Raw genomic sequence first — 19,920 nt, forward strand, 5'->3', positions numbered from 1 at the left:
GCGAGCTTTTCAATGAAGAATCGTCCTCGTGTCCCGTACGGTTAGTTCTCTATCCCAATTCCGGTCCTTTTTGCCGCTGTCTACGTTCTGCCTTCTCGGCTTAGCCCAAGCTAGGCCTGCGGCGGCAAGCCTTGACAGCAACAAAAATGACTCAAGATTAATACAAATAACTCACCGAACGGGACACTAGCAGTGTAGAAAGGTTACTTTTTATGACAGCGGGTGCAGTTCTTTTTGGCCTCAAACGCACGAGTCCCATTATGGCACTTGCCACAGAGCTCGCCTGCATAAATTTTCGCCATAGTGATTTCGACAGTGCCTTGTTTCATTTTCGGAAACATCTCCGGGTTGTGACATTCTTTACAACTGACTCCGGCATCTTTATGGACGGTTCCCGAAAAAACCACCGGTCCCATCGGACTTTTGTCAAAGGTGAGAGTTTTCCCGGGGGGAACGGCAAGCGCAGCAGTCACGGCACCGAGAACCAGAACAACCAGCAACAACGTCAACTTTTTCATAAGCCCATCCTTTTCAAAAGAGAGATTCTTGTTATTTATAACAAGAATCCGTGACAAAAACCTGATAAGATTAGCCGATAGTTCAGACAGCGTCAATAGTTGCTCTGAACAGGAAAAGTTATTTGGCAATGAGGCTGGGGGGAGAATGTTGAAATTTTCTTGCTTCAATTAATTCAGTAACATTTGGTTACAAAATACCTATTCTCTCAAGGACCGCACGTTGGAACACTTCATCGCTCGGCAACCGATTTTTGACACCAGAGGTCGCGTCCAAGCTTACGAGCTGCTTTTTCGATCCGGCCTGCACAACTATTTCGACTGCGACGATCAGGATCATGCAGCGGCCAGCGTCATCGCCAACAGCAACCTGCTCTTCGACCTGGAAGAAATGACCGGCGGAACTCGGGCTTTCATCAACTGCACCCGCCGGGTGCTGATTGAAGAGTTGATGACAACCCTACCCCGCCACCAGGTAGCTGTCGAAATTCTCGAAGATGTCGAAATCGATGCCACCCTGATTGACGCCTGCCGGCGCTTGAAAGAACAAGGCTATATGCTGGCCCTGGACGATTTCGTCTATCATAAGAGTTATGAACCTCTTTTGGAGATTGCAGACATCGTCAAGGTCGACTTTTTGCTCAGTGATGTTCAACAGCAGGAAGAGCTGGCCCGAACCATGATCCCGCGGGGGATCAAAATGCTCGCCGAAAAAGTCGAAACCCCGGATGTCTACGAACAGGCCAAGAGAATGGGTTACCAGCTGTTCCAGGGCTACTTTTTCGCCAAACCGGTGATTATCTCCAGAAAAGACATTCCGACCAACAAGATGCAGTTCCTGCGCATTTTGCGCGATGTTCACGCTGAAGAGGTCGACTTTAAAAGATTGGCCAAGACCATCCAAAGTGAAGTATCGCTGTCTTATAAGCTCCTCAAACTGGTCAACTCTGCGGCGTTCGCCCTGCGCAATCGGGTGACCTCCATTATTCAGGCATTGTCCCTGCTTGGCCTGCGGGAAATCCGCTCCTGGATCTCCCTGCTCTCCATCTCATTCATGGCCGATGACAAGCCAGCCGAGCTGATTTCGAGCTCACTGATCCGCGCCCGGCTCTGCGAACAATTGGCTCTGCCCTGCGGGTTGGGTAGTCGCCAGGCCGACCTGTTCCTGATGGGACTGTTTTCGTTACTCGACGTCATCATGTCCCGGCCAATTGATGAAATCCTCAATGAGATCCATGTCGAAAGCGACATTGTTGATGCCCTGACCGGGATTCCCGGACCATTAAAAACAACCCTTGAGCTGGTCATCGCCATGGAAAAGGGAGAATGGAATCAGGTTTCGACCCTGGCCGCGGCGCTCCAGATCGATGAGCAACTCCTTCCTTCGGCCTATCTCGATGCTGTCAGATGGGCACAGGACATTCACTCAATATAACCAGCCGAGAGCATCAAAAAAATGTTTGGCCTGACGGAAAAATATATCTTAAAAATCAATAGAATGGCACCTTCTGGCAACATTCCGGGTCCGCTAAAAGGATCATCCGGGGCCTCGTCGGGCGCAAATAATTTTGGTAGGATTACGGTAAAGATCATTGACAGTTGCAGGATAGGCAATGTACAACGGCTCCCTTTAGCAAGGAGTTTGTATGTCTGAAAAAATGTTGTCCGCCGGTGATTACATCGCATCCCGGTGCAGTAAGTGCAAAGACGTCACCAACCACACGATCGTGGCAATGGTCGAAAACAAAGTCGTTCGGGTTGAATGCAACACCTGTGGCAGCGTCCATAATTACCGCAGTGTCGCCCCGACAGTAAAACCCACCCCCAGAGCCAAGACCGCGGCAACCAAAACCCCCAGGGTCGGAAAAACAGAAACGGAATGGGCCGCCCAGCTGAATGAGTGCAAGGCCTCCGATGCTATCAGTTACAGTATCAAGGCAGCGTTCAAACCCGGGGATGTTGTTCAACATCCGATCTTCGGAATGGGCCGCGTCATCAACACCATCCGCCCCAACAAAATGGAAGTCTACTTTCGCGACGGCATCAAGATGCTGCGCTGCACGTTGTAGCACGGTTTGCCGCGATAGCACCGGCAGCCACAGAGTAAACGCAATAGCGCCTGCCGAAAAGATTGACAAGCGCCCGTTCATAAGCTTTATTTGTCCCTGATACAGTTTTTCAGGTACTTTTCCTGACGACAATTGAGGCTTATGACACCCCCTGCAAGCGAAACCACCAGCAGCAGACTGCTGCTCACATTGGCATCTCTGGTCATTGTTTTTGCCGGCCTGAAAACTGCTCAGGCCCTGATCGTGCCTTTTCTGTTGGCGTTTTTCATTTCCATCGTTTGCGCCGGTCCGTTTTACTGGCTGCAACAGAAAAAGGTTCCAGCCCCGCTGGCGCTGCTGCTGGTCATCGCTATCGTTATGCTGGGCGGGCTGGGGGTTTTGACTGTTGTCGGCACTTCCGTCACCAGTTTCACCCAGCAGTTGCCGACCTACCAGGAACAATTGAGAGCGCAAACCCTGAGCCTGTTCGGCTGGCTGGAACACATGGGGATCAAAATCTCCCGGCAGGTTCTACTGCAACATTTTGATCCGGGCGCCATCATGCAGTCGGCCGCCAGCATGCTCGCCACTGCGGGCGGGGTCCTCACCAATTCATTCCTGATTCTGCTGACCGTCATCTTCATCCTGCTTGAGGCTGCGGGGATGCCGAATAAACTGCGCGCCGCTCTGACCGATGCCGAAAGTTCACTGGCAACCTTTGGAAAATTTGTCGACGGGGTGCGTCAATACCTGGCCATCAAAACCCTGGTCAGTTTTCTGACCGGCATGGTCATTGCTCTGGGTCTGCTGCTGCTCGGCCTGGACTATGCACTGCTTTGGGGCATGATCGCCTTTCTACTGAATTATGTCCCGAATATCGGTTCGATCATCGCGTCGGTCCCGGCTTTATTGCTGGCGTCTGTGCAACTGGGCTGGCTGCCGACCCTGCTGGTCGCCATCCTCTACCTGATTACCAATATGATTATGGGGAATATTGTCGAACCCCGCCTGATGGGCCGCAAACTTGGCCTGTCTGCATTGGTTGTTTTTCTTTCTTTGGTTTTCTGGGGCTGGATTCTGGGGCCTGTCGGCATGCTGCTCTCGGTCCCGTTGACGATGATTGTCAAAATTGCCTTGCAGGTTAATGAATCGACCCGTTGGCTGGCAATCCTTCTCGGCTCGGACACGCAGGCCTCCCCCCCGGTCAAAAACAGCTGATCGACCCGGCACTTCAGAAACCGCGCCATCTATCAAATCGTGTTTTTCCGGCCATGGCTGCCGGACAGGGAGATCTACCATGCTTTACTGCCCGTTCGGCAAGACCGGCACCCAGATTTCCGCGGTCAGCTTCGGTGGGATGCGTTTCGCCGATCCTGCCGATATCAACGCCAGTGCCGCCCTCATCCATTACGCTCACAGCAAAGGGATCAACTATTTTGATACCGCCCCCGCCTACTGTGGAGACCGCAGTGAGGACATTTTCGGAACCGCCTTGCGGGGACTGCCCCGGAACAGTTTTCTGGTCTCGACCAAGTGTGGTCGCGCCAGCGGGGATGAGCTACGGCGCAGCCTGGAAAGGAGTTTGCAACGACTGGGGGTCGACAGCATCGACTTTTTTTACATCTGGCACCTGATGAACCCGGCCGACTGGGACAGCCGGCGGCGCGGCGGTGCGGTCGAGGCGGCCCTGCGCGCCCGGGAAGAAGGTTTGATCGGCCACCTGCTCTGTTCCTCCCATATGGAAGGGACTGCCCTGGGGCAAGTGCTGGCGGAGGATGTTTTTGCCGGCGTGCTGCTCGGCTACAATGTCCTGAACTTTCCCTATCGCCGCGCAGCCGTTGAGTTAGCCGGCCAGTACGGTATCGGTGTGGTCACCATGAACCCTCTCAGGGGAGGGCTGATCCCACAGAATCCGCAACGCTTCCGTTTTCTGAAAACCATCACCGGGGACGATCTGGTTCCTGCCGCCCTGCGTTTCAACCTCTCCCACCCAGCTATCAGTTCTGCGCTGGTCGGTATCGCAACCCGCCAGGATATCGATATGGCCGTCGCGGCGATGGAGGAATTTTCCCCCTATAACAGCGCCCAGCTGCAACAGCTGCAGGACAACACTCGGGAAGCTTTCAGCGGGCTTTGCACCGGCTGCGGTTATTGTTTGCCCTGCCCGGCCGATATTCCGGTCCCCAAATTCATGGACAGCTATAATCAGCTGATTCTGTCCGGCGGCAAACACCAGGCGGTACAGGACCGCTTTAACATGCATTGGCGCATCAGTCCGGAGCTGGCCCACCGATGTATCGCCTGCGGAGCCTGTGAACAGCGCTGTACCCAGCACCTGCCGATCATTGAGCGGTTGGCGGAATTGCCCGATAAAACGGCATCAGCCTGAACAAACCTTCCCCCTGCTCGCAGAATGGACACAGCCGGCTAGACCAGATCATGTTTCTTGGCCTGGTAGCGCATGGCATCGTAGCTGAGTTTGAGCAGGCCGGCGGCTTTGGTCATATTGTTGCCGGTCCGTTCCAGAGCCAGGCGTAGCAGTTCTTTTTCGACCTCTTCCAGGGAGACCCCTTCTTCCGGCAACAGAATCTGAAAAGTCTTGCGTCGTTCCGGAGACTGGGACTGCCGCCCGCCGATATCAAGAGGCAGGCAGTCAGCGGTCAGGCTGTCAAGTTTTTCCATGACCACGCAACGCTCAATCACATTGCGCAGTTCCCGGACATTGCCCGGCCAGGGATAGTCCAGCAGCAGCTTCTCCGCATCCGGCTTGATTTTGTCGACCACCGGCTTGGAATATTTCCTGGTAAAAGTGTCCAGAAAAAACCGCGTCAGCAGCAAAACATCCTGGTCGCGTTCCTTGAGCGGGGGCAAGTGAATGGAAAAAGAACTGAGCCGGTAATAAAGATCCTCTCGAAACAGCCCCTCCAGCACCTGCTTTTTGAGATCCCGGTTGGTACAGGCGATAAGATTGACATCAATGGGCAAATCGACCTTCCCCCCGATCCGGCGCACGGTCCGCTCCTCAATGACTCTGAGCAGCTTGCTCTGCAGCTCCGGCCGCATGTCGCCGATCTCATCCAGCAGCAAGGTCCCACCGTCCGCCAGTTCAAAGACCCCCTTTTTGTCACTCTTGGCATCGGTGAAGGCCCCTTTGACATGCCCGAACAGCTCCCCTTCGATCAGGTTTTCGGGCAAAGCGGTACAGTTGATGGCGATATAGGGGACATTCTCAAAATCCTTGCGCTGCGCAAACCGCCAGGAATGGATCTTCCGGGCTAGGACTTCCTTGCCGGTCCCCGACTTACCGGTAATCAGCACCGAAGGGACGCCGGCTTCGGCGATTTTTCGCGCATCGGCCAGAACTTTCCGGACGATGCCTGCTTCACCGATGAACTCCTTGCCAAACGCCGCGGCTTCCGAACGTTTCAGATAAGCGACCTCGTCCTTCAGGCGTGAATTTTTCAACAACTGATCGACGACGATCTTGACCTCTTCGACATTAAAGGGTTTGTGCAGGTAATCCGACGCACCGAAGCGCATCGCTTTGATGGCCGACTCACTGGAATCGTCTCCGGTCAGCATAATCACCGGGAAATTGACCGCTTCTTCCTGCAGCATCTGCAGAATATCGAGCCCGTTCAGCTCTTCCCCCAGATCGATATCGAGGAGCATCAGATCCGGCTGCCAGTCAAGAATCTTTTCCACGGCCCGGGCAGAACTGTACAGCAATTGGGTATCGTACCCCTCTTTACGCAGCGACCGGGCCAGCATCGAGATGATCAGCTCATCATCGTCAAGCAGCAGAATCCGACCTTTTTTTATCATCGTAAACATCCTGTAGCTGATGGGTTAAGGGGAGAATGATAGTGAATGTTGCGCCGCCGAAACGATTGCCTGCGGCGCCAATACTCCCGCCATGTTCCTCAATGATCCGCTTGCAGATCGCCAGGCCCAAGCCCGTCCCTTTGCTTTTGGTGGTATAAAAGGGTTGAAAGATATCACTGGCTTCAGGAGCGGAAATCCCTTTACCGGTATCCGCTATGCTGATTTTGACCGTATTATCCTGATGATAACGGGTGGAGACGAAAATACGCCCGCCGGTATCCATCACTTCGATGGCGTTCAGGAAGATATTTAGCAACACCTGCTGCAACTGGGCCGAATCAGCTTCGATCGGCGGCAGATTTTCTGCGTAACTACGCTCAATATCCACCCCCAGACGGGAGGAACTGCGGCCGGTGATAAAGATGTTCTTGATCGAATTGTCGAGCAACTTGTTCAGATCAAACGTTTCCAACTGCAATTTGGGCGGCCGGGCATAGCTGAGCAGCCCTTTGAGCAGTTTCTCAACCCGGTTGGTTTCGTTGATGACCCGGCTGAACAGTTCCTGATCTTCCTCGCTCAAGGTCAGTTCATCTGCCAGCACTTCCAGGGAAACCTTGATCCCGGCGAGGGGATTTTTGATCTCATGAGCCAGCCCGGCCGCCATTTCTCCGACCAGAGCCATCTGGTTGGCCCGCTGCAGCTCGGTTTCTTCCTTTTTTCTTTGGGTGATGTCCCGGGTAAAGGCCAGGGCGTATTTTTCGTTACCCAAATCGAGCAGTCCGACACTGACTTCCGCCAGGAAACGGCTGCCATCCTTTTTGCGGCGTTCGACTTCATACTCGGTCCAGACCCCATTCAGGGCATACTGCAGGCGTTCATCACAACCGCCACCGCTGTTGAGATCGGCAATATTCAGTTCCTGCATCTCTGCCACGGTATAACCATGCATCGTGGCAGCCGCCTGATTCACGGAAACAATCCGGCCGATCCGACTGAAGCTCAGATCCAAAATCAGGATTCCTTCCCCGGCACTTTCAAACAAGGTCTGGTACAGCTGACGAACAGACTGCAGTTCATCACGCTCTTTCTTCAGTTTTGAACTCATGCTGTTAAACGAGTCGGCCAGTTCCTTGAATTCATGTTTGAGCCCGCCATCAATACGATAATCGAGCTGACCGCCTTTGAGGACTTTGGCGGCCTCCACCAGAACATGAACGGAACCGGTGAAACGCTGGAGAAAAAAAGCCGTCAACAACCAGATGGACAGGGGGCCGATAACAACCATGAAAACGATAAAATTGTTGATCCGGGAAAGCCCCTGCAGAAGATGTTCAGCATGTCCGGTCAGCCGCTTGTTACCGGTCATGGTCACGGCTTCGATGGCATGAACCAGCATGTCGCCATGCGTGAGGATATCCGCTTTGGCGCGCTCAAAACCATCCGGGCCATACTCTGTCTGGAGGAGGGCAGCAATATTTTCAATATAAACGGTGATGGACTTATGCAGCGCATTCTGCTGCTGGAGCATGGACTCAGAATACCGTTGTCCATCGCTTAAGTTCAGGGATTCCAACAAGGTGTCGGCGTGCAGAGAGACGGTTGCCGAACTGACCCCCTGCGGTCGTCCCAGCAGTTGCAGATCGGACTGGAGTCTGCGGATATTGTTCAGAATTTCATTATTGAAATCGGCAACGCTGTGCATCACCACGGCGTTTTCCAGTTGCTGGGTGGCCCCGCCGATGGAAAATACAATATAGAGGCCGCCAATGAAGAAAAACACCAGCATAATTGTCAGGCCGAACAATACCTGTCGTTTCATAGCACGAAAACCATCCTATAATTCAATGCAGGGTGTTGTACTGAAAAGAAACTTTACACTGGGTGTCGACCTCATGAAGGATTGTCAACTACAACGATCAAGAATAGCACAGCTCATTATGCCAGATAAAACAAATTTTTATTTTAACTAAATCATTACCATTAAAGAGCTCGAACTCCTTTGTCAAATAAGTTAAACAAAACTGATCCCGGCCCGATGGCCCAGGTCTTCTTCCCTGCTCCAGACCACCATACCGGATTGATGCATGAATTTTTCATCAAAGTGAATCAGTTGCTTTTCATACAGCTTTTTTCTGGTTTCCAGGCCGATTCCGCCAACGGACAGATCCGTCAAGGTGGCGAGAAAAGGAAGGCAACGGCTGTCCGGCTCTTGCTCATCGGCAAGATAGACATTGATCTGTTCCAGGCGGGAGAAACGCCGGCAACGGCGTTTCTCTGCCGCACCGGCAGTCGCACAGAGTTGGGAACTCCTGCTTGACTGCAAGCTTTCCTCAAGCCCCCGATCGATAAAACTGAGCAGTTTCTGATAATCGAACGGCTTTTCAAGCAGATGCCAGCACCCCCGGGTCCTGACTTCGGCAATCCTGTCCAGCAACCCCGGGGCAGTGGTATCCTGAGTGGTCATCAGAATGACCGGGATTTCCGGTGAGCGCTCGGTCATGATTTCAAGCAGGTGAAAACTGCTGCGATCCTTCATATCGAGGTCGAGCAGGAAAAGATTGACATTGAATACCGCCATCTGCGCCAAGGCTTTATCAGCATTGTCCGCCGAAATAATATCAATGGGCTTATTGCGATATGCTCTGGAAACAGCGAGCAGGATGACGATCTCCTCGTCAATGATCTGGACTTGCCAGGGCCCCTTACGCATTTTACCTCCGCTAACCATACTTAATAGCTTCATCAACATGACATCATGTTGGGCAACAGCAGCAAAAGCCATTCCATATCTGGAAGATGATGAAGAATGAAGACAGCAAGGGTCTTCAGCTCATCGGATCCGGTTCTTCAGCAACCCGATTTGGGCAATTGACCAGAATAGGTCTGGGGAAATGCCCGACAAGATTGCTCTGGCTTCGCCCAGTCACAGCCTTCCCTCGAAAACACTGGCAGACAAAGCCCGATTCAACAGGCTTCCCGGTCTGCCAGGGAAACCGCCCGGCGGTGGCATGGTGATTGCGTAGCATGGACCCTGCTGCGCGGCATTGTTTCTGCGTTGTTCAGCCCGCTGCTTCAGACGGCAAAAACCGTAGAGAAACTTCAGGATCTGGTGAGGGGTTCCAAAGGGACGATCCCTGGCGACCGTTCCGGCGGTCTCTACAACTGTCCACAAACACCCGTTGGAAGGTTGGATTGGCAAAAATGGTCGCTAAACTCTGCAACCTGTTACTCGGACTGCTGTTGACAGGGCTTGTCGCCCCTTCGTTACTGCAGGCAGCCACCGAACTGCAAACAACGGATTGTGGCAAATGCCACACGTCCCAGTTCCAGGTCGTCAGCGACTTCGGTGGCCGGCATGCGACAGAGGTCGGCTGTCTCGATTGTCACCCCCGGCATCCGCCGGCCACGGGCCAATTCACCCTCGACTGCAACGCATGTCACAACGATCAGCCCCATGACCGGATCGACCATTGCACGCACTGCCACGTTGACCCGCACCAACCTCTGCAATCCTTGCGTGATCCGCTGAAACCAGCCCGCAAGGAATGTCTCTCCTGCCATGCCGACATCGGCAGGCAGATGGCGGACGAGCCGAGTCGACATGCAAAACTGTTCTGCAATCGTTGCCATACCAAGCATAAAGAGATCCCGGCCTGCCTGGAGTGCCATCAGCCCCATGGCAGCAACCAGAACTCGGCAGACTGTCTGCTCTGTCACCCCGCCCACCAGCCCCTGGCCATTGCACCACATGGCTATATTGCCGAGAAACTCTGCCGGATCTGCCACTTACAACAGGGACGCGACCTGGCCGCGACCAACACCAATCATGGCGGAATCAACTGTGTCTCCTGTCATAAAGGCCGGCATCCGTCCGTCCCTCGCTGCCAGGATTGCCACGGTCTGCCCCATGCCCCCTCGTTGCACAGCCAGTTTCGCAGCTGCCTGGAGTGCCATGAAGATGCTCACCGGCTGGTCAGCGGCCGTTGATCGGTACAAACCAGCATCTCCGCATTTGGGGAAACCACAAATCCAGACTGGTCAAATCCCCAGATTCAGCTGTTCAGATTTGGCGCCTTCTCATCCGGGCAACAGTTCTTCTTCAATATCATTCAGGTTTTTTATTTTACCCTGGTTTGGCACAGGACTTGCCATTGACTGGAAGCCATGATGAAAAAATGCCTGAACATAACCTGGTTGCTGACCCTGACGGTTTTATTCAGCCTGAGCCCGCTTACGGCACCGGCCCAAACCTCGGCCAGCTACCTCTATCATCTCGCCGACTTCAACGGTCCGGTGGCGTCGCAGTGGGCACGCATCGCCGTGGATCGGCAGCAGGGGGAAGTCTATACCCTCAACCGAACCGATTCCGCCATTCAGATTTTCAGCGATACGGCCATGCAGACCTTCGGCTTCGGCGAAAACCTGGCCCTGACCTCTGCTGTCGATATCACCTCTGGAGATAATGGCGAGATCTTCGTGCTCTATCGGTTTCCGGTGGCCACGGTCAAACGGCTCAATTATCGCGGCGAACCCATTGGGGAGATAAAGGCCAATGAGTTGGCAAAAGAGCTGGCATCGTTCACCCCGGACTTTCTTGACTATCAGCAAGGCCACCTGTTTCTGGCTGATGCTGAAACGATGCAGGTGATCGCCATAACCCCGGCCGGCGAGTTGCTGCAGCGCTACGACTTCCGCAGGGAAATCGCTGAAATGATCAAAGCAAACGAGTCCGGCAAACCGCGCAACCAGGCGCAGCTGAAAAAAGTTCAGGACGATCTTGCCACCCTGAAGGGTGCCAATCTGAGCGGGTTCAGCGTGGATGGGGAGGGTACGATTTACTTTACCATCGCGCCGCTTTTTTCCGCTTTCCGGGCAACTCCGCAAACAAAGCTTGAAGGATTCGGTGTTCCCGGTGGGGCCCCGGGAAAATTCGGGGTTGTCGCCAGTATTGAAGCAGATCGCCAGGGAAATATCTTCGTGTCCGACCGGTTACGTTGTGTCGTACTGATGTTTGATCACAATCTGGACTTTCAGATGGAGTTCGGTTATCGGGGCACGGAACCGCAAAATCTCGTGGTTCCCGACGACCTGGCCATCGATACCCGCAACCATAAAATCTATGTTGCTCAAGCTGCCAACCGGGGCGTCAGTGTTTTCACCATTGAAACCGATTGAGCCCCGGGACTTGAGCAACAATGCCAACACAGGGCTGACTGCTGGCAGCCCGCAGCACTGCAAAGGAGGTCATAAACATTAATTAAACCAGCACCAAGCAGACGTCCTCCGTAAAGAGTAAACCTGTCGCAAGGCAGGGACACAAAGCCACAGGCCCCATATGGGGTGGCTGGGTTGCCGGAGAACCAAAACCATCTTTTGGGAGGATTTCTTAAAATGAAAAAACTGCTTATTGTTTCGACTGCCATACTTTTCAGCTTTTGCCTGAGCGGAATCGCCTTTGCCTTCCATGACGGCGGTGTCGCCCATTGTGACGGTTGCCACTCCATGCACAACGGTAGCGGTAACGGCAACTTTGGAGCAGCTGGCCCGGCCCTGACCAACGGTTCCGATGCCAGCTCCACCTGTCTGAACTGCCATGACGGTTCCGGGCGTTATCATGTTGCCAGCGCCGACGGCAGCAACACCAACGAAGGCGGCGACTTCAGCTGGGTCAAGGACAATGGTTATACCTATGTTGTCCGTGGCAGCACGAAAACTGATGACTATTCAAACCATGGTCACAGCATTGTTGCTGCTGATTACGGCTTTGCGGCTGACGCCAACCTGACCGCAGCTCCGGGAGGTTCCTTCCTGGCTGCCGATCTCGGCTGCACCAGCTGCCACGATCCCCACGGCCAAGCTCAAGGTGGCGTAACCGCCGGCGCTGCGCCGATCTCCGTATCCGGCTCCTACGGTGCCGTTCCGGTGGCTGGGACGATCGCCGGTAACTACCGGATTCTCTACGATTCCAACAAAGTCGGCTTCTCTGAAGACGCACCGATCGCCCGCGCCAACAGCTATGACGGCGCTTCGACCCAGTACGGTTCAGGCATGAGCGGCTGGTGTGCCAACTGCCATGGCAGTTTCTATTCCCAGAGCGCCAGCAGCCATATGCACCCGACTGACGTTGCCATCCCCGCGACCTACAACCAGTACGTTGCCACCGGCAATTACAACGGCGATGTTTCCACCGCTTACGACCCGTTGGTTCCGTTTGAGCGCGGTGTGACCACGGCCTCCAGCGACCTGCCGGATCCGACCGATGCAGCAACCGCCGGTGTTGGCGTCGATGGTAACTCCAAAGTGATGTGCCTGAGCTGCCACCGTGCCCATGCTTCGGCCTTTGGCAACGCCCTGCGCTGGGACCAGACCGAAGCCTTCATCGCTGAAACCTGGATCTCCCTCGGCTCCAATGTTCCGGCTACTGCCATTGCCTACTATAAGCACGGCGCCAGCGTTGACGTGGCCGATCCCGGCACCGGCAGCCCGTTCACCGATGGTTACGGTGAATACCAGCGCTCCCTGTGTAACAAGTGTCACGTACAGGACTAAGACCACAGTCACCATCAACAATGTCTCTATGACAGGTTAGTCAACTAACCTTTTGGGCCGGCGGAAATGTTGCCGCCGGCCCTTTTTTCCAGGAAACAACGTCTTCAGCCGGCAGAATGATCGGTCAAGTGGTGACCATCGAGGTTGTTCATGACAGCAGGATCACGTTTCATAGTCATAGGAATGATATTCAACCTGTCATTCTGTTTTGTACCGGCCGCATTTTCAGCCTTTCATTCCGGCGGTGTCGGCTCCTGTCAGGGTTGCCATAGCGGCGGACACGGCAGCGAGAACGGCATGCAAAGCTCAACAGCCTCAGCCTCGCCGTTGCTCAAAGCTTCAGATCCCAGCTCCATTTGTCTGAATTGCCATGCCGGTCCTGGCGGAGCGACCTCCCCTTCAGTTTTCAGCTTTGACGGTTCGGCCCTGACCCCGGGAGGCGATTTCTACTGGTTGACCAAAACTTTTACCTGGAACGGCGGGGAAAGCCCGGCCGCAAGCCATGGTCACAATGTCGTTGCCCGGGATTTCGGTTTAGAAGCCGATCCACTGCGAACCCTGGCGCCTGGCGGCACATACCCCTCCAGCGCACTTGGTTGTACCAGCTGCCACGATCCTCACGGTCGCAGCAGCAAAGGAACGGCGCAAGGAGGGCTGCCGCTGGCAGGTTCCGGTTCCTATGGCGAAACCCCGGCACCAGGGACCGAACAGGGGAGCTATCGCATGCTCGGGGGAGCAGGCTATGTCAGTAACGGTTTCAGCTTCACCAATCCGGCACCGGTGGCCCGCCAGAATCCGGCGTTGCCCTTTGCAGAAAGCGATACCTCGCATGTCGATTATGGCAGTGGCATGAGCGCATGGTGCGGCAATTGTCATAACGGAATTCTCAACAGTTCACATAAAGCGGGGGGAGGATTCGAGCATCCGGTTGACGAACCCTTGGGAACAGAGCTGTCCGGCAGCTACAACAGCTATCTCAGCAGCGGGAACCTGAACGGTATCAACCCTACTGCTTTTCTTCAATTTGTTCCCTTTGAACGCGGTGCCAACGATCCCCAGCTGCTCGATCCAACCAGCACCAATGGACCAGAAGCAACCGCGGTTGTGACCTGTCTGACCTGCCATCGAGCTCACGCAACGGCTTTTCCAGCTGCGGGTCGCTGGGATTTCGACGCACCGCTGCTGGTTGATTCCCACCCGGCAGTGGGAGACAGCGGCGTCTCCGGAAATGATGTCAATAACAGTTACTACGGACGCGACATCACGACTGAATTTGGGGCAGCGCAAGGACAGTTCTGTGAGAAGTGCCATAGCAGCGGAACTCCTTAGCTCAAGGGCATCAAGGCAGGTAGAGTTCGGCAAAGATGCAAACAAAAAGGATCGGCCATTGAAAAGACATCTCCCCATACTGCTGCTGGCGGTACTGCTGACAGTTGCCTCCTGCACCATGGCACCAACTCCCCAAATACCAGACGCTCTTCCCGGGGCCACTTTGCATCTGTATCTGCAACCTATGCCGCAAGAAGCTCAACGCCTCTCCTTGACCATTTCAGCCCTGGATGCCGTTTCCGTCGAGGGTCACGCTCTGCCGTTGCTGCACAAACCGTTACAGCTGAATCCGGGCCAGCATCTGACCCGGCAAACCAAACTGCTTACGGCGAAACTTCCCCCTGGCGAGTATCAGGGGCTGAAAATAACCATCAGCTCGGCAACCAGCTTGGGGGAGGACGGGAAAACCGCCCTGCTGACCGAAATCACCCCACAGCTCATCACGGAAAAATTCCTGATTCGGCAGCAGAGTGACCAAACCCTCTTCCTGTCCCTGCAGCCGGAGCGGCTGATCAGCGCCGGGTACCATTTAAATGCCCATTTTTCCCTGCATAAACCACAGCCGCCGCTGGTCAAATTAAAAGGCCTGGTCAGCCATCCGACCACCGGCACCCTGACGCTGTTCGAGAAAAAAACCCCGGCAGTGATTGCGATCCTTGCCGCCGGTCGCCGGCCAACCGGCCTGGTCCTTGATCAGCGGATGCGCAAAGCTTATCTCGCCTTGGCGGGCGAAGACAGTATAGCGGCTATCGATCTGAGCCAGGGGCAGATTCAAAGAAAAGTCCGGCTGCACTCCGCGGACCGTCCGGAAGAGCTGGTCCTCTCTGCCGACGGGCAAACTCTTATCGCGGCCAATCCCGGCAGCAACAGCATCAGCATCTTGGACACGCCTTCACTTATTGAACGGGAGCGGATTCAGTTTTCGACCCGCCCTGGCCCAGTTTTTCTGGACGCAACCGGCCGGCTGGCATTTGTCATTTTACCTGAGGCGAATGGTTTGGCGGCAATTGATCTTGATCGCGCGACCCTGCGGACAACGGCCACCCTGGCCGAATCCCCCATCCAAGGAATCGCCGACAACGCGGGAAAACAGCTTTATCTGCTGGCTGCGGACTCTCCCAACCTGCTGGTCGTCGATGCCGACAACCTCACCATTGATAGAAGCATATTTGTCGGCTTTGGTGCCAAATGCCTGGCGCTGAATAAAAATACCGGTCTGATCTATATCGGCCTGAAAAACGGAGAGATTGCCATTGTTGACCCCCAACTGGGACTCCCCCTCGACAGCTTTCGGACCGGGGGCGAGGTCGTTGCCATGGTCCCCGACCTGGAAGAAAACAGCCTGTTTGTCTTATTGGGAAAAAGTGCCCGGCTTGAGAAATACGACCTTGTCAGCAAAAAACGCATTGCGGTTGTCGAGCTTGATGCAGTCGGCTACGCAGCCGTTGTCATGGGTGAAAGATAACCCATGCTGCGGAGCTTTCGGCTGGTCATGGCACTGTGCCCTTTGCTTGGTGCAATCCTGTTGACGCCCGGCGATCTGCATGCAGATGACATCAGGCTGCTGGGTGACTGGAGCTACATCCTGTCCAGAATCGATATAAAGGAACGGGATAGCGGCAACAAAACCGAAAACGATAGCGACCTCTTTAAGCAGAACTATCGCCTGGACATCAGCAAGGAAATTTTCCCGACCCTGACCCTTGACGGAGGCGGACAGGTGGAAAACAGCAAGCAAAGCGTATCAACAGATCAGTTCGATACAGATACCCGCACGACGACTGTCATGCCGTACCTGGATGGCGAATTACAGACCCCGCTCTATTCGCTCATTGGCGGTTATCGGGAACGGAATGTCCGGCGCTCGGGAAGCGAATTCAGCGGTGCGGAATACGACTATTTAACCTCCTACAACCTGCGCGCCGAGTGGCGGCCCGTAGATTTTCCGCGCCTCGAACTGAATTATATCAATACGCACCGTTTCGACGAACCACGAACCAAGGATCGGGAAAGCGACATTTTTCAATTGATCAGCCGCTACGACTATCAGGATTACGAATTCCAGTATAACTATCTGCGCACCAATGAGCAGGACAACGAGGAGAACACCAGCACACTGATCAACACCCATAATGGCCGGGTCAGATATTACCACAGCTATCTGGATGGCCGCGTCACCCTGAGTTCAAGAGTGCGCGGGGAATACACCGACCAGACCTTTTCCGGAGATGGCGACCGTGATTTTCCCGTGTTCCCCTCGGGAAACAGTTTTTATTTCATTGATGACGACTCGCTGCCGGGCAATAACAATCCGGCGGTCGATTATACCGATTCCGCTGACTTCGGCAGCAATCTGAATCTGAACGCCAACGATATCCTCGACATCGGCCTGGGTTTCGGGGAGGCCGTCACGGTGGACATGCTGCAGCTGGCCCTCACCGCTGAGTTGGACAGCCATTCGAATATCAGCAATCTCGGCAACTGGGCGGTCTATGTCAGTGACGATCAGGAGTCCTGGCAAACCAGAACAGTGACGGCGGTTGACTACCAGCAGGACGAAAACCTCCTGGAGATCAGGTTCACCCCGAGCGCCGCCCATGAATTCGTGATGCTGGTTTACACCCCGCCGCTGAATCCCAACCAGATCGGTCCGGTCGAGGTCACTTCGATACGAGCCTTCGTCACCCGCAATCTGCGCGATGGTTCGGTCCTGACCAGCCGGGTTCATAACGGGCAACTGGGAGTCAGCTGGAAAATGTCGGAAAAAACCAGTCTCATTTATGACCTGAATTTCCAGGAACGAAAGTCAAGCCTGGACGATGATCAACGCATCCGCCTGAATAACGGAATAAACATCATCCACCTGTTCAATGAAATTTTTACCGGAACGGGCCGGTTCTCTATCGCAGAGACCTGGGAGCAGGGGGATCATAAGACCAGGAATTACAGCTACAGTGCAAAAATGACCGCACGTTACCTGGAAACCCTCAATCAGTCCCTTATCTACAGCGGGACCTATGATCAGGAAAAACAGAAGGGCGACAGCATCACCAATTCGGTCGTTTTACGGACCAATGCAGAACTCTATCCAGGTTGGGATACCTCTTTCGACCAGGGGTTCAGCTGGCAAAACCCGTCTTCCGGCCCGGAAAACTCCAACATTTTCATAAGGCTGCAGAACAGCCTGGTGCCTCACCGCCGCTTTAACCTGCTGGCCGACTATTCCATTCAGTGGAGTAAAAATCAGGGCGAAGACTACTCACGCAGCGAAACCGGGCGGCTCCGGGCGCTCTGGATCCCGAGTGACACCCTGAGCCTGAGTGGCGAAATCAAGCTGCGGGGCAGCGGCGCGGACAAGGATATTTTTTGGGAATACGGGGTCAGTTGGCTGCCGTTAAGAGACGGCACCCTGCAATGCAACATCAGTTTCGGCGAGGAAGAAGACCGGGATGGCAATCGGACCCGGACCTTATCCCCCAACCTGAGCTGGGATATCACCGATTCCGCCACCCTGATCGTGCGCTATTCCCAAGGATATGAAGAATCCAACAATGCTACGGAAAATTTCCAGACGGCACAGATAAACCTGAGAATTAACTATGACTGAGACGTTTTTGCCTGCCGAGGTAAAGCACCAGGAAAGATCTCAAGGGGAACCGATATGAAAAGAATCGAGAAGCAGTTGCAGTGGCTGGCGCTGGCGATTTGTCTGCTGAGCAGCGGGGGGTGCGCGGTCAACAGTGCGAACACTTATAAAAACAGCCTGATGAATTTCGGCGCGGTGCAAAGCGTGGCCGTCCTGCCGTTCCAGAACCTGACCGCTGACGACGATGCAGCTGAACGGGTCAGGGATACATTCATGGGGATGCTGCTGGCCACCGAAGCCATGTATGTCCTTCCGCCTGGTGAAGTCGAGCGGGGCATTGAACGCTCCGGGGTCCGCACCCCTTCGACACCGGCGGCGGACAAGGTCAAATCCATTGGTGAAATCCTGAAAGTGGATGCGGTCATCACCGGCGTGTTGCGCGAATATGGCCAGGTTCGGTCCGGGCAGACCCAGGCCAACCTGATTTCCCTCAGCCTGCAGATGATGGAGGTCGAAACCGGCACGATTGTCTGGTCGGCCGCCTCGACCAAAGGCGGAATCGACATGGCTGATCGCATGCTCGGCGGGGGTGGGGAGCCCATGAACGATGTGACCAAAGAAGCGATCAATGATCTCCTTGACCAGCTTTTCCAATAAATTGCTCTGCTTTGCACTGGCCCTGTGGGGCTGCACCTTGGCCGGCTGCAGCGGCCTGCGGGGGAACCCTTTGCAGATGCCGCAGCTGGTTGCCACCAAGGCCTCTCCGCAACCGGCACTGGCCGGGCAAATTTTATGGCAGGCCGCGGTAACCGGGGGCGCGCAGCCACTCAGCTATGAGTTTCGCCTGCTGACTGAACACCGGCTGACCGTTGTCAAACGCGGGCCAGAAAACCAGTGGGCCTGGCTGCCGCGCAATCCCGGGGATTATCAAATCAGTGTCAAGGTTGAAGACGCTCATGGCACCAGCACGGTCAGCCCCTGGCAACCCTATCTGATCAAACCGGGCATCGAGCGCGGCAGCCGAATCGCTGTTCTGCCGATTGAAAATCTCAGTGGAGCCAAGGCGCCATTACAGCAGATCAGCGTTGCCTATACGGACATGTTGAAAGAAACGGGGTTGCAGCTGATGGGAACAGAGCAACTGGAAAACTTCATGTATCGCCACCGGATGCGCTATACCGGCGGCATCGGCGCCGAGATCTCTGCAGCCTTGCGCGATGAGGACCAGGTCGCGGCCGTCATGATCACCTCCCTGGAATCCTACGAGGATAGCATTCCCCCCAAAATCGCGCTGATCTCCAGATTGGTTTTGTGTCAAGACACCCCCCGGATAGCCTGGATTGACGGCGTTGGGCTCTCCGGCGCAGATCACCCGGGACTACTCAGTCTGGGGCGGATCGACCGGATTGAAGAGTTGCAGAAGAAAGCCCTCGCCACCTTGCGTGCGTCCTTTGAAAACTATCTCGCCGGGGGCAGGAGCAGAGGGAAAAATACTGAAGAACAGCCGCCCCGTGATTACTATCGGGCCACGGACTTCTCTCCGGACAACAGCTATCGCCTTGCGATTGTGCCGTTTCTTAACCGTTACGCCCGCAAGAATGCAGGATTTGTCGTCCCGCTCCACCTGATCAACAGCCTTGCGAATCATGAGAACCTGGATCTTATCGAACCCGGCTTGGTCCGCGAGCAGTTGCTGAAATACCGCTTGATCATGCAGGCAGGTCCGTCGCTGGCCATTGCCGATGCCCTGGCCCATAAGAGCACCCTCAATGCCGATCTGATCCTGTCCGGCTATGTCTTTGACTATCAGGATCAGTCGGGAACGCCGAAAATCGATTTTTCAACCCGGCTCTTCTCCGGCCCGGAACGAAAAATCATCTGGTGGTCAAGAAGTTATGCAGCAGGTGACGACGATGTTTATTTTTTCGACCTCGGCCGCTATCGCTCAGCCCATGTTCTGACGGAAGACATGACTCGAGCCATCGGCCAGCTTTTATTTCCCCGTAAATATGACCGGGAACCTGACCCGACGGAACTTAACCCAACCGGGTATAACCAGCACTGACGC

At 54.7% G+C, this 19,920-nt stretch carries 16 protein-coding genes and 1 riboswitch; of the genes, 12 read left to right on the top strand and 4 right to left on the bottom strand.

Translation table 11 applies throughout. The annotated features are described in order from the left end of the window. Nucleotides 1-203: 203 nt before the first annotated feature. Nucleotides 204-518 (bottom strand): c(7)-type cytochrome triheme domain-containing protein, encoded by a 315-nt coding sequence (locus N909_RS0105475; protein WP_029912551.1) that lies wholly within the window; start codon nucleotides 516-518, stop codon nucleotides 204-206. A gap of 220 nt (nucleotides 519-738) precedes the next feature. On the opposite strand from N909_RS0105475, the gene N909_RS0105480 reads away from it, so the two are divergent. The 4 genes from N909_RS0105480 to N909_RS0105500 all read left to right on the top strand — a co-directional run bounded on the left by N909_RS0105480 (nucleotide 739) and on the right by N909_RS0105500 (nucleotide 4,952). Continuing rightward, nucleotides 739-1,950 carry an EAL and HDOD domain-containing protein gene (locus N909_RS0105480; RefSeq protein WP_029912555.1) on the top strand — a complete coding sequence of 404 codons (1,212 nt, stop codon included), beginning with the start codon at nucleotides 739-741 and terminating at the stop codon, nucleotides 1,948-1,950. A gap of 211 nt (nucleotides 1,951-2,161) precedes the next feature. Continuing rightward, nucleotides 2,162-2,584 (top strand): hypothetical protein, encoded by a 423-nt coding sequence (locus N909_RS0105490; RefSeq protein ID WP_029912557.1) that lies wholly within the window; start codon nucleotides 2,162-2,164, stop codon nucleotides 2,582-2,584. Between the two features lie 141 nt (nucleotides 2,585-2,725). Beyond that, entirely contained in the window at nucleotides 2,726-3,781 is a 1,056-nt protein-coding gene (locus tag N909_RS0105495; RefSeq protein WP_029912561.1) for an AI-2E family transporter, read from the top strand. Between the two features lie 79 nt (nucleotides 3,782-3,860). Then, nucleotides 3,861-4,952, top strand: a complete 1,092-nt coding sequence (locus tag N909_RS0105500; RefSeq protein ID WP_029912563.1) for an aldo/keto reductase — start codon at nucleotides 3,861-3,863, stop codon at nucleotides 4,950-4,952. 38 nt (nucleotides 4,953-4,990) lie between these two features. Here N909_RS0105500 and N909_RS0105505 read toward each other — a convergent pair whose 3' ends face one another. From N909_RS0105505 to N909_RS0105515, 3 genes are all read right to left on the bottom strand, one after another. After that, entirely contained in the window at nucleotides 4,991-6,388 is a 1,398-nt protein-coding gene (locus N909_RS0105505) for a sigma-54-dependent transcriptional regulator (protein WP_051689550.1), read from the bottom strand. Further along, complete coding sequence (locus tag N909_RS24440; protein ID WP_029912567.1) at nucleotides 6,357-8,207, bottom strand: sensor histidine kinase; 1,851 nt, start codon at nucleotides 8,205-8,207, stop codon at nucleotides 6,357-6,359. The genes N909_RS0105505 and N909_RS24440 overlap by 32 nt, the downstream gene beginning before the upstream one ends. A gap of 192 nt (nucleotides 8,208-8,399) precedes the next feature. Beyond that, nucleotides 8,400-9,098 carry a PilZ domain-containing protein gene (locus N909_RS0105515; RefSeq protein WP_029912570.1) on the bottom strand — a complete coding sequence of 233 codons (699 nt, stop codon included), beginning with the start codon at nucleotides 9,096-9,098 and terminating at the stop codon, nucleotides 8,400-8,402. A 491-nt stretch (nucleotides 9,099-9,589) separates the two neighbouring features. Here N909_RS0105515 and N909_RS25590 point away from each other — a divergent pair, with 491 nt between their 5' ends. The 8 genes from N909_RS25590 to N909_RS0105565 all read left to right on the top strand — a co-directional run bounded on the left by N909_RS25590 (nucleotide 9,590) and on the right by N909_RS0105565 (nucleotide 19,917). Next, nucleotides 9,590-10,375, top strand: a complete 786-nt coding sequence (locus N909_RS25590) for a hypothetical protein (RefSeq protein WP_155005874.1) — start codon at nucleotides 9,590-9,592, stop codon at nucleotides 10,373-10,375. Nucleotides 10,376-10,552: 177 nt separating this feature from the next. Further along, nucleotides 10,553-11,563 carry an NHL repeat-containing protein gene (locus tag N909_RS0105535; protein WP_155005875.1) on the top strand — a complete coding sequence of 337 codons (1,011 nt, stop codon included), beginning with the start codon at nucleotides 10,553-10,555 and terminating at the stop codon, nucleotides 11,561-11,563. Nucleotides 11,564-11,669: 106 nt separating this feature from the next. Beyond that, nucleotides 11,670-11,745: riboswitch (cyclic di-GMP riboswitch) on the top strand. 34 nt (nucleotides 11,746-11,779) lie between these two features. After that, complete coding sequence (locus N909_RS24445; RefSeq protein WP_051689551.1) at nucleotides 11,780-12,937, top strand: hypothetical protein; 1,158 nt, start codon at nucleotides 11,780-11,782, stop codon at nucleotides 12,935-12,937. Between the two features lie 297 nt (nucleotides 12,938-13,234). Next, on the top strand, nucleotides 13,235-14,266 hold the full coding sequence (locus tag N909_RS0105545; RefSeq protein ID WP_155005876.1) for a cytochrome C: 1,032 nt from the start codon (nucleotides 13,235-13,237) through the stop codon (nucleotides 14,264-14,266). Nucleotides 14,267-14,324: 58 nt separating this feature from the next. Next, a complete protein-coding gene (locus tag N909_RS0105550; protein ID WP_029912604.1) occupies nucleotides 14,325-15,731 on the top strand; it encodes a YncE family protein in 1,407 nt (468 codons plus the stop codon). Between the two features lie 3 nt (nucleotides 15,732-15,734). After that, on the top strand, nucleotides 15,735-17,873 hold the full coding sequence (locus tag N909_RS0105555) for a hypothetical protein (RefSeq protein WP_029912606.1): 2,139 nt from the start codon (nucleotides 15,735-15,737) through the stop codon (nucleotides 17,871-17,873). A gap of 54 nt (nucleotides 17,874-17,927) precedes the next feature. Further along, nucleotides 17,928-18,509 (top strand): GNA1162 family protein, encoded by a 582-nt coding sequence (locus N909_RS0105560; RefSeq protein WP_029912609.1) that lies wholly within the window; start codon nucleotides 17,928-17,930, stop codon nucleotides 18,507-18,509. Next, complete coding sequence (locus N909_RS0105565; RefSeq protein ID WP_051689553.1) at nucleotides 18,481-19,917, top strand: hypothetical protein; 1,437 nt, start codon at nucleotides 18,481-18,483, stop codon at nucleotides 19,915-19,917. Before N909_RS0105560 ends, N909_RS0105565 begins: the two co-directional genes overlap by 29 nt. Nucleotides 19,918-19,920 lie beyond the last annotated feature (3 nt).

Source organism: Pelobacter seleniigenes DSM 18267 (assembly GCF_000711225.1).
Lineage (GTDB): Bacteria > Desulfobacterota > Desulfuromonadia > Desulfuromonadales > Geopsychrobacteraceae > Seleniibacterium > Seleniibacterium seleniigenes.

What these genes read in the sequence shown, in the direction of transcription:
- N909_RS0105505 (WP_051689550.1), bottom strand. Translation starts at nt 6,388, where the DNA reads ATGATAAAAAAAGGTCGGATTCTGCTGCTTGACGATGATGAGCTGATC.
- N909_RS0105565 (WP_051689553.1), top strand. Translation starts at nt 18,481, where the DNA reads ATGATCTCCTTGACCAGCTTTTCCAATAAATTGCTCTGCTTTGCACTG.
- N909_RS0105515 (WP_029912570.1), bottom strand. Translation starts at nt 9,098, where the DNA reads ATGCGTAAGGGGCCCTGGCAAGTCCAGATCATTGACGAGGAGATCGTC.
- N909_RS25590 (WP_155005874.1), top strand. Translation starts at nt 9,590, where the DNA reads ATGGTCGCTAAACTCTGCAACCTGTTACTCGGACTGCTGTTGACAGGG.
- N909_RS0105545 (WP_155005876.1), top strand. Translation starts at nt 13,235, where the DNA reads ATGCAAAGCTCAACAGCCTCAGCCTCGCCGTTGCTCAAAGCTTCAGAT.
- N909_RS24440 (WP_029912567.1), bottom strand. Translation starts at nt 8,207, where the DNA reads ATGAAACGACAGGTATTGTTCGGCCTGACAATTATGCTGGTGTTTTTC.
- N909_RS0105475 (WP_029912551.1), bottom strand. Translation starts at nt 518, where the DNA reads ATGAAAAAGTTGACGTTGTTGCTGGTTGTTCTGGTTCTCGGTGCCGTG.
- N909_RS0105490 (WP_029912557.1), top strand. Translation starts at nt 2,162, where the DNA reads ATGTCTGAAAAAATGTTGTCCGCCGGTGATTACATCGCATCCCGGTGC.
- N909_RS24445 (WP_051689551.1), top strand. Translation starts at nt 11,780, where the DNA reads ATGAAAAAACTGCTTATTGTTTCGACTGCCATACTTTTCAGCTTTTGC.
- N909_RS0105500 (WP_029912563.1), top strand. Translation starts at nt 3,861, where the DNA reads ATGCTTTACTGCCCGTTCGGCAAGACCGGCACCCAGATTTCCGCGGTC.
- N909_RS0105555 (WP_029912606.1), top strand. Translation starts at nt 15,735, where the DNA reads ATGCTGCGGAGCTTTCGGCTGGTCATGGCACTGTGCCCTTTGCTTGGT.
- N909_RS0105560 (WP_029912609.1), top strand. Translation starts at nt 17,928, where the DNA reads ATGAAAAGAATCGAGAAGCAGTTGCAGTGGCTGGCGCTGGCGATTTGT.
- N909_RS0105535 (WP_155005875.1), top strand. Translation starts at nt 10,553, where the DNA reads ATGATGAAAAAATGCCTGAACATAACCTGGTTGCTGACCCTGACGGTT.
- N909_RS0105495 (WP_029912561.1), top strand. Translation starts at nt 2,726, where the DNA reads ATGACACCCCCTGCAAGCGAAACCACCAGCAGCAGACTGCTGCTCACA.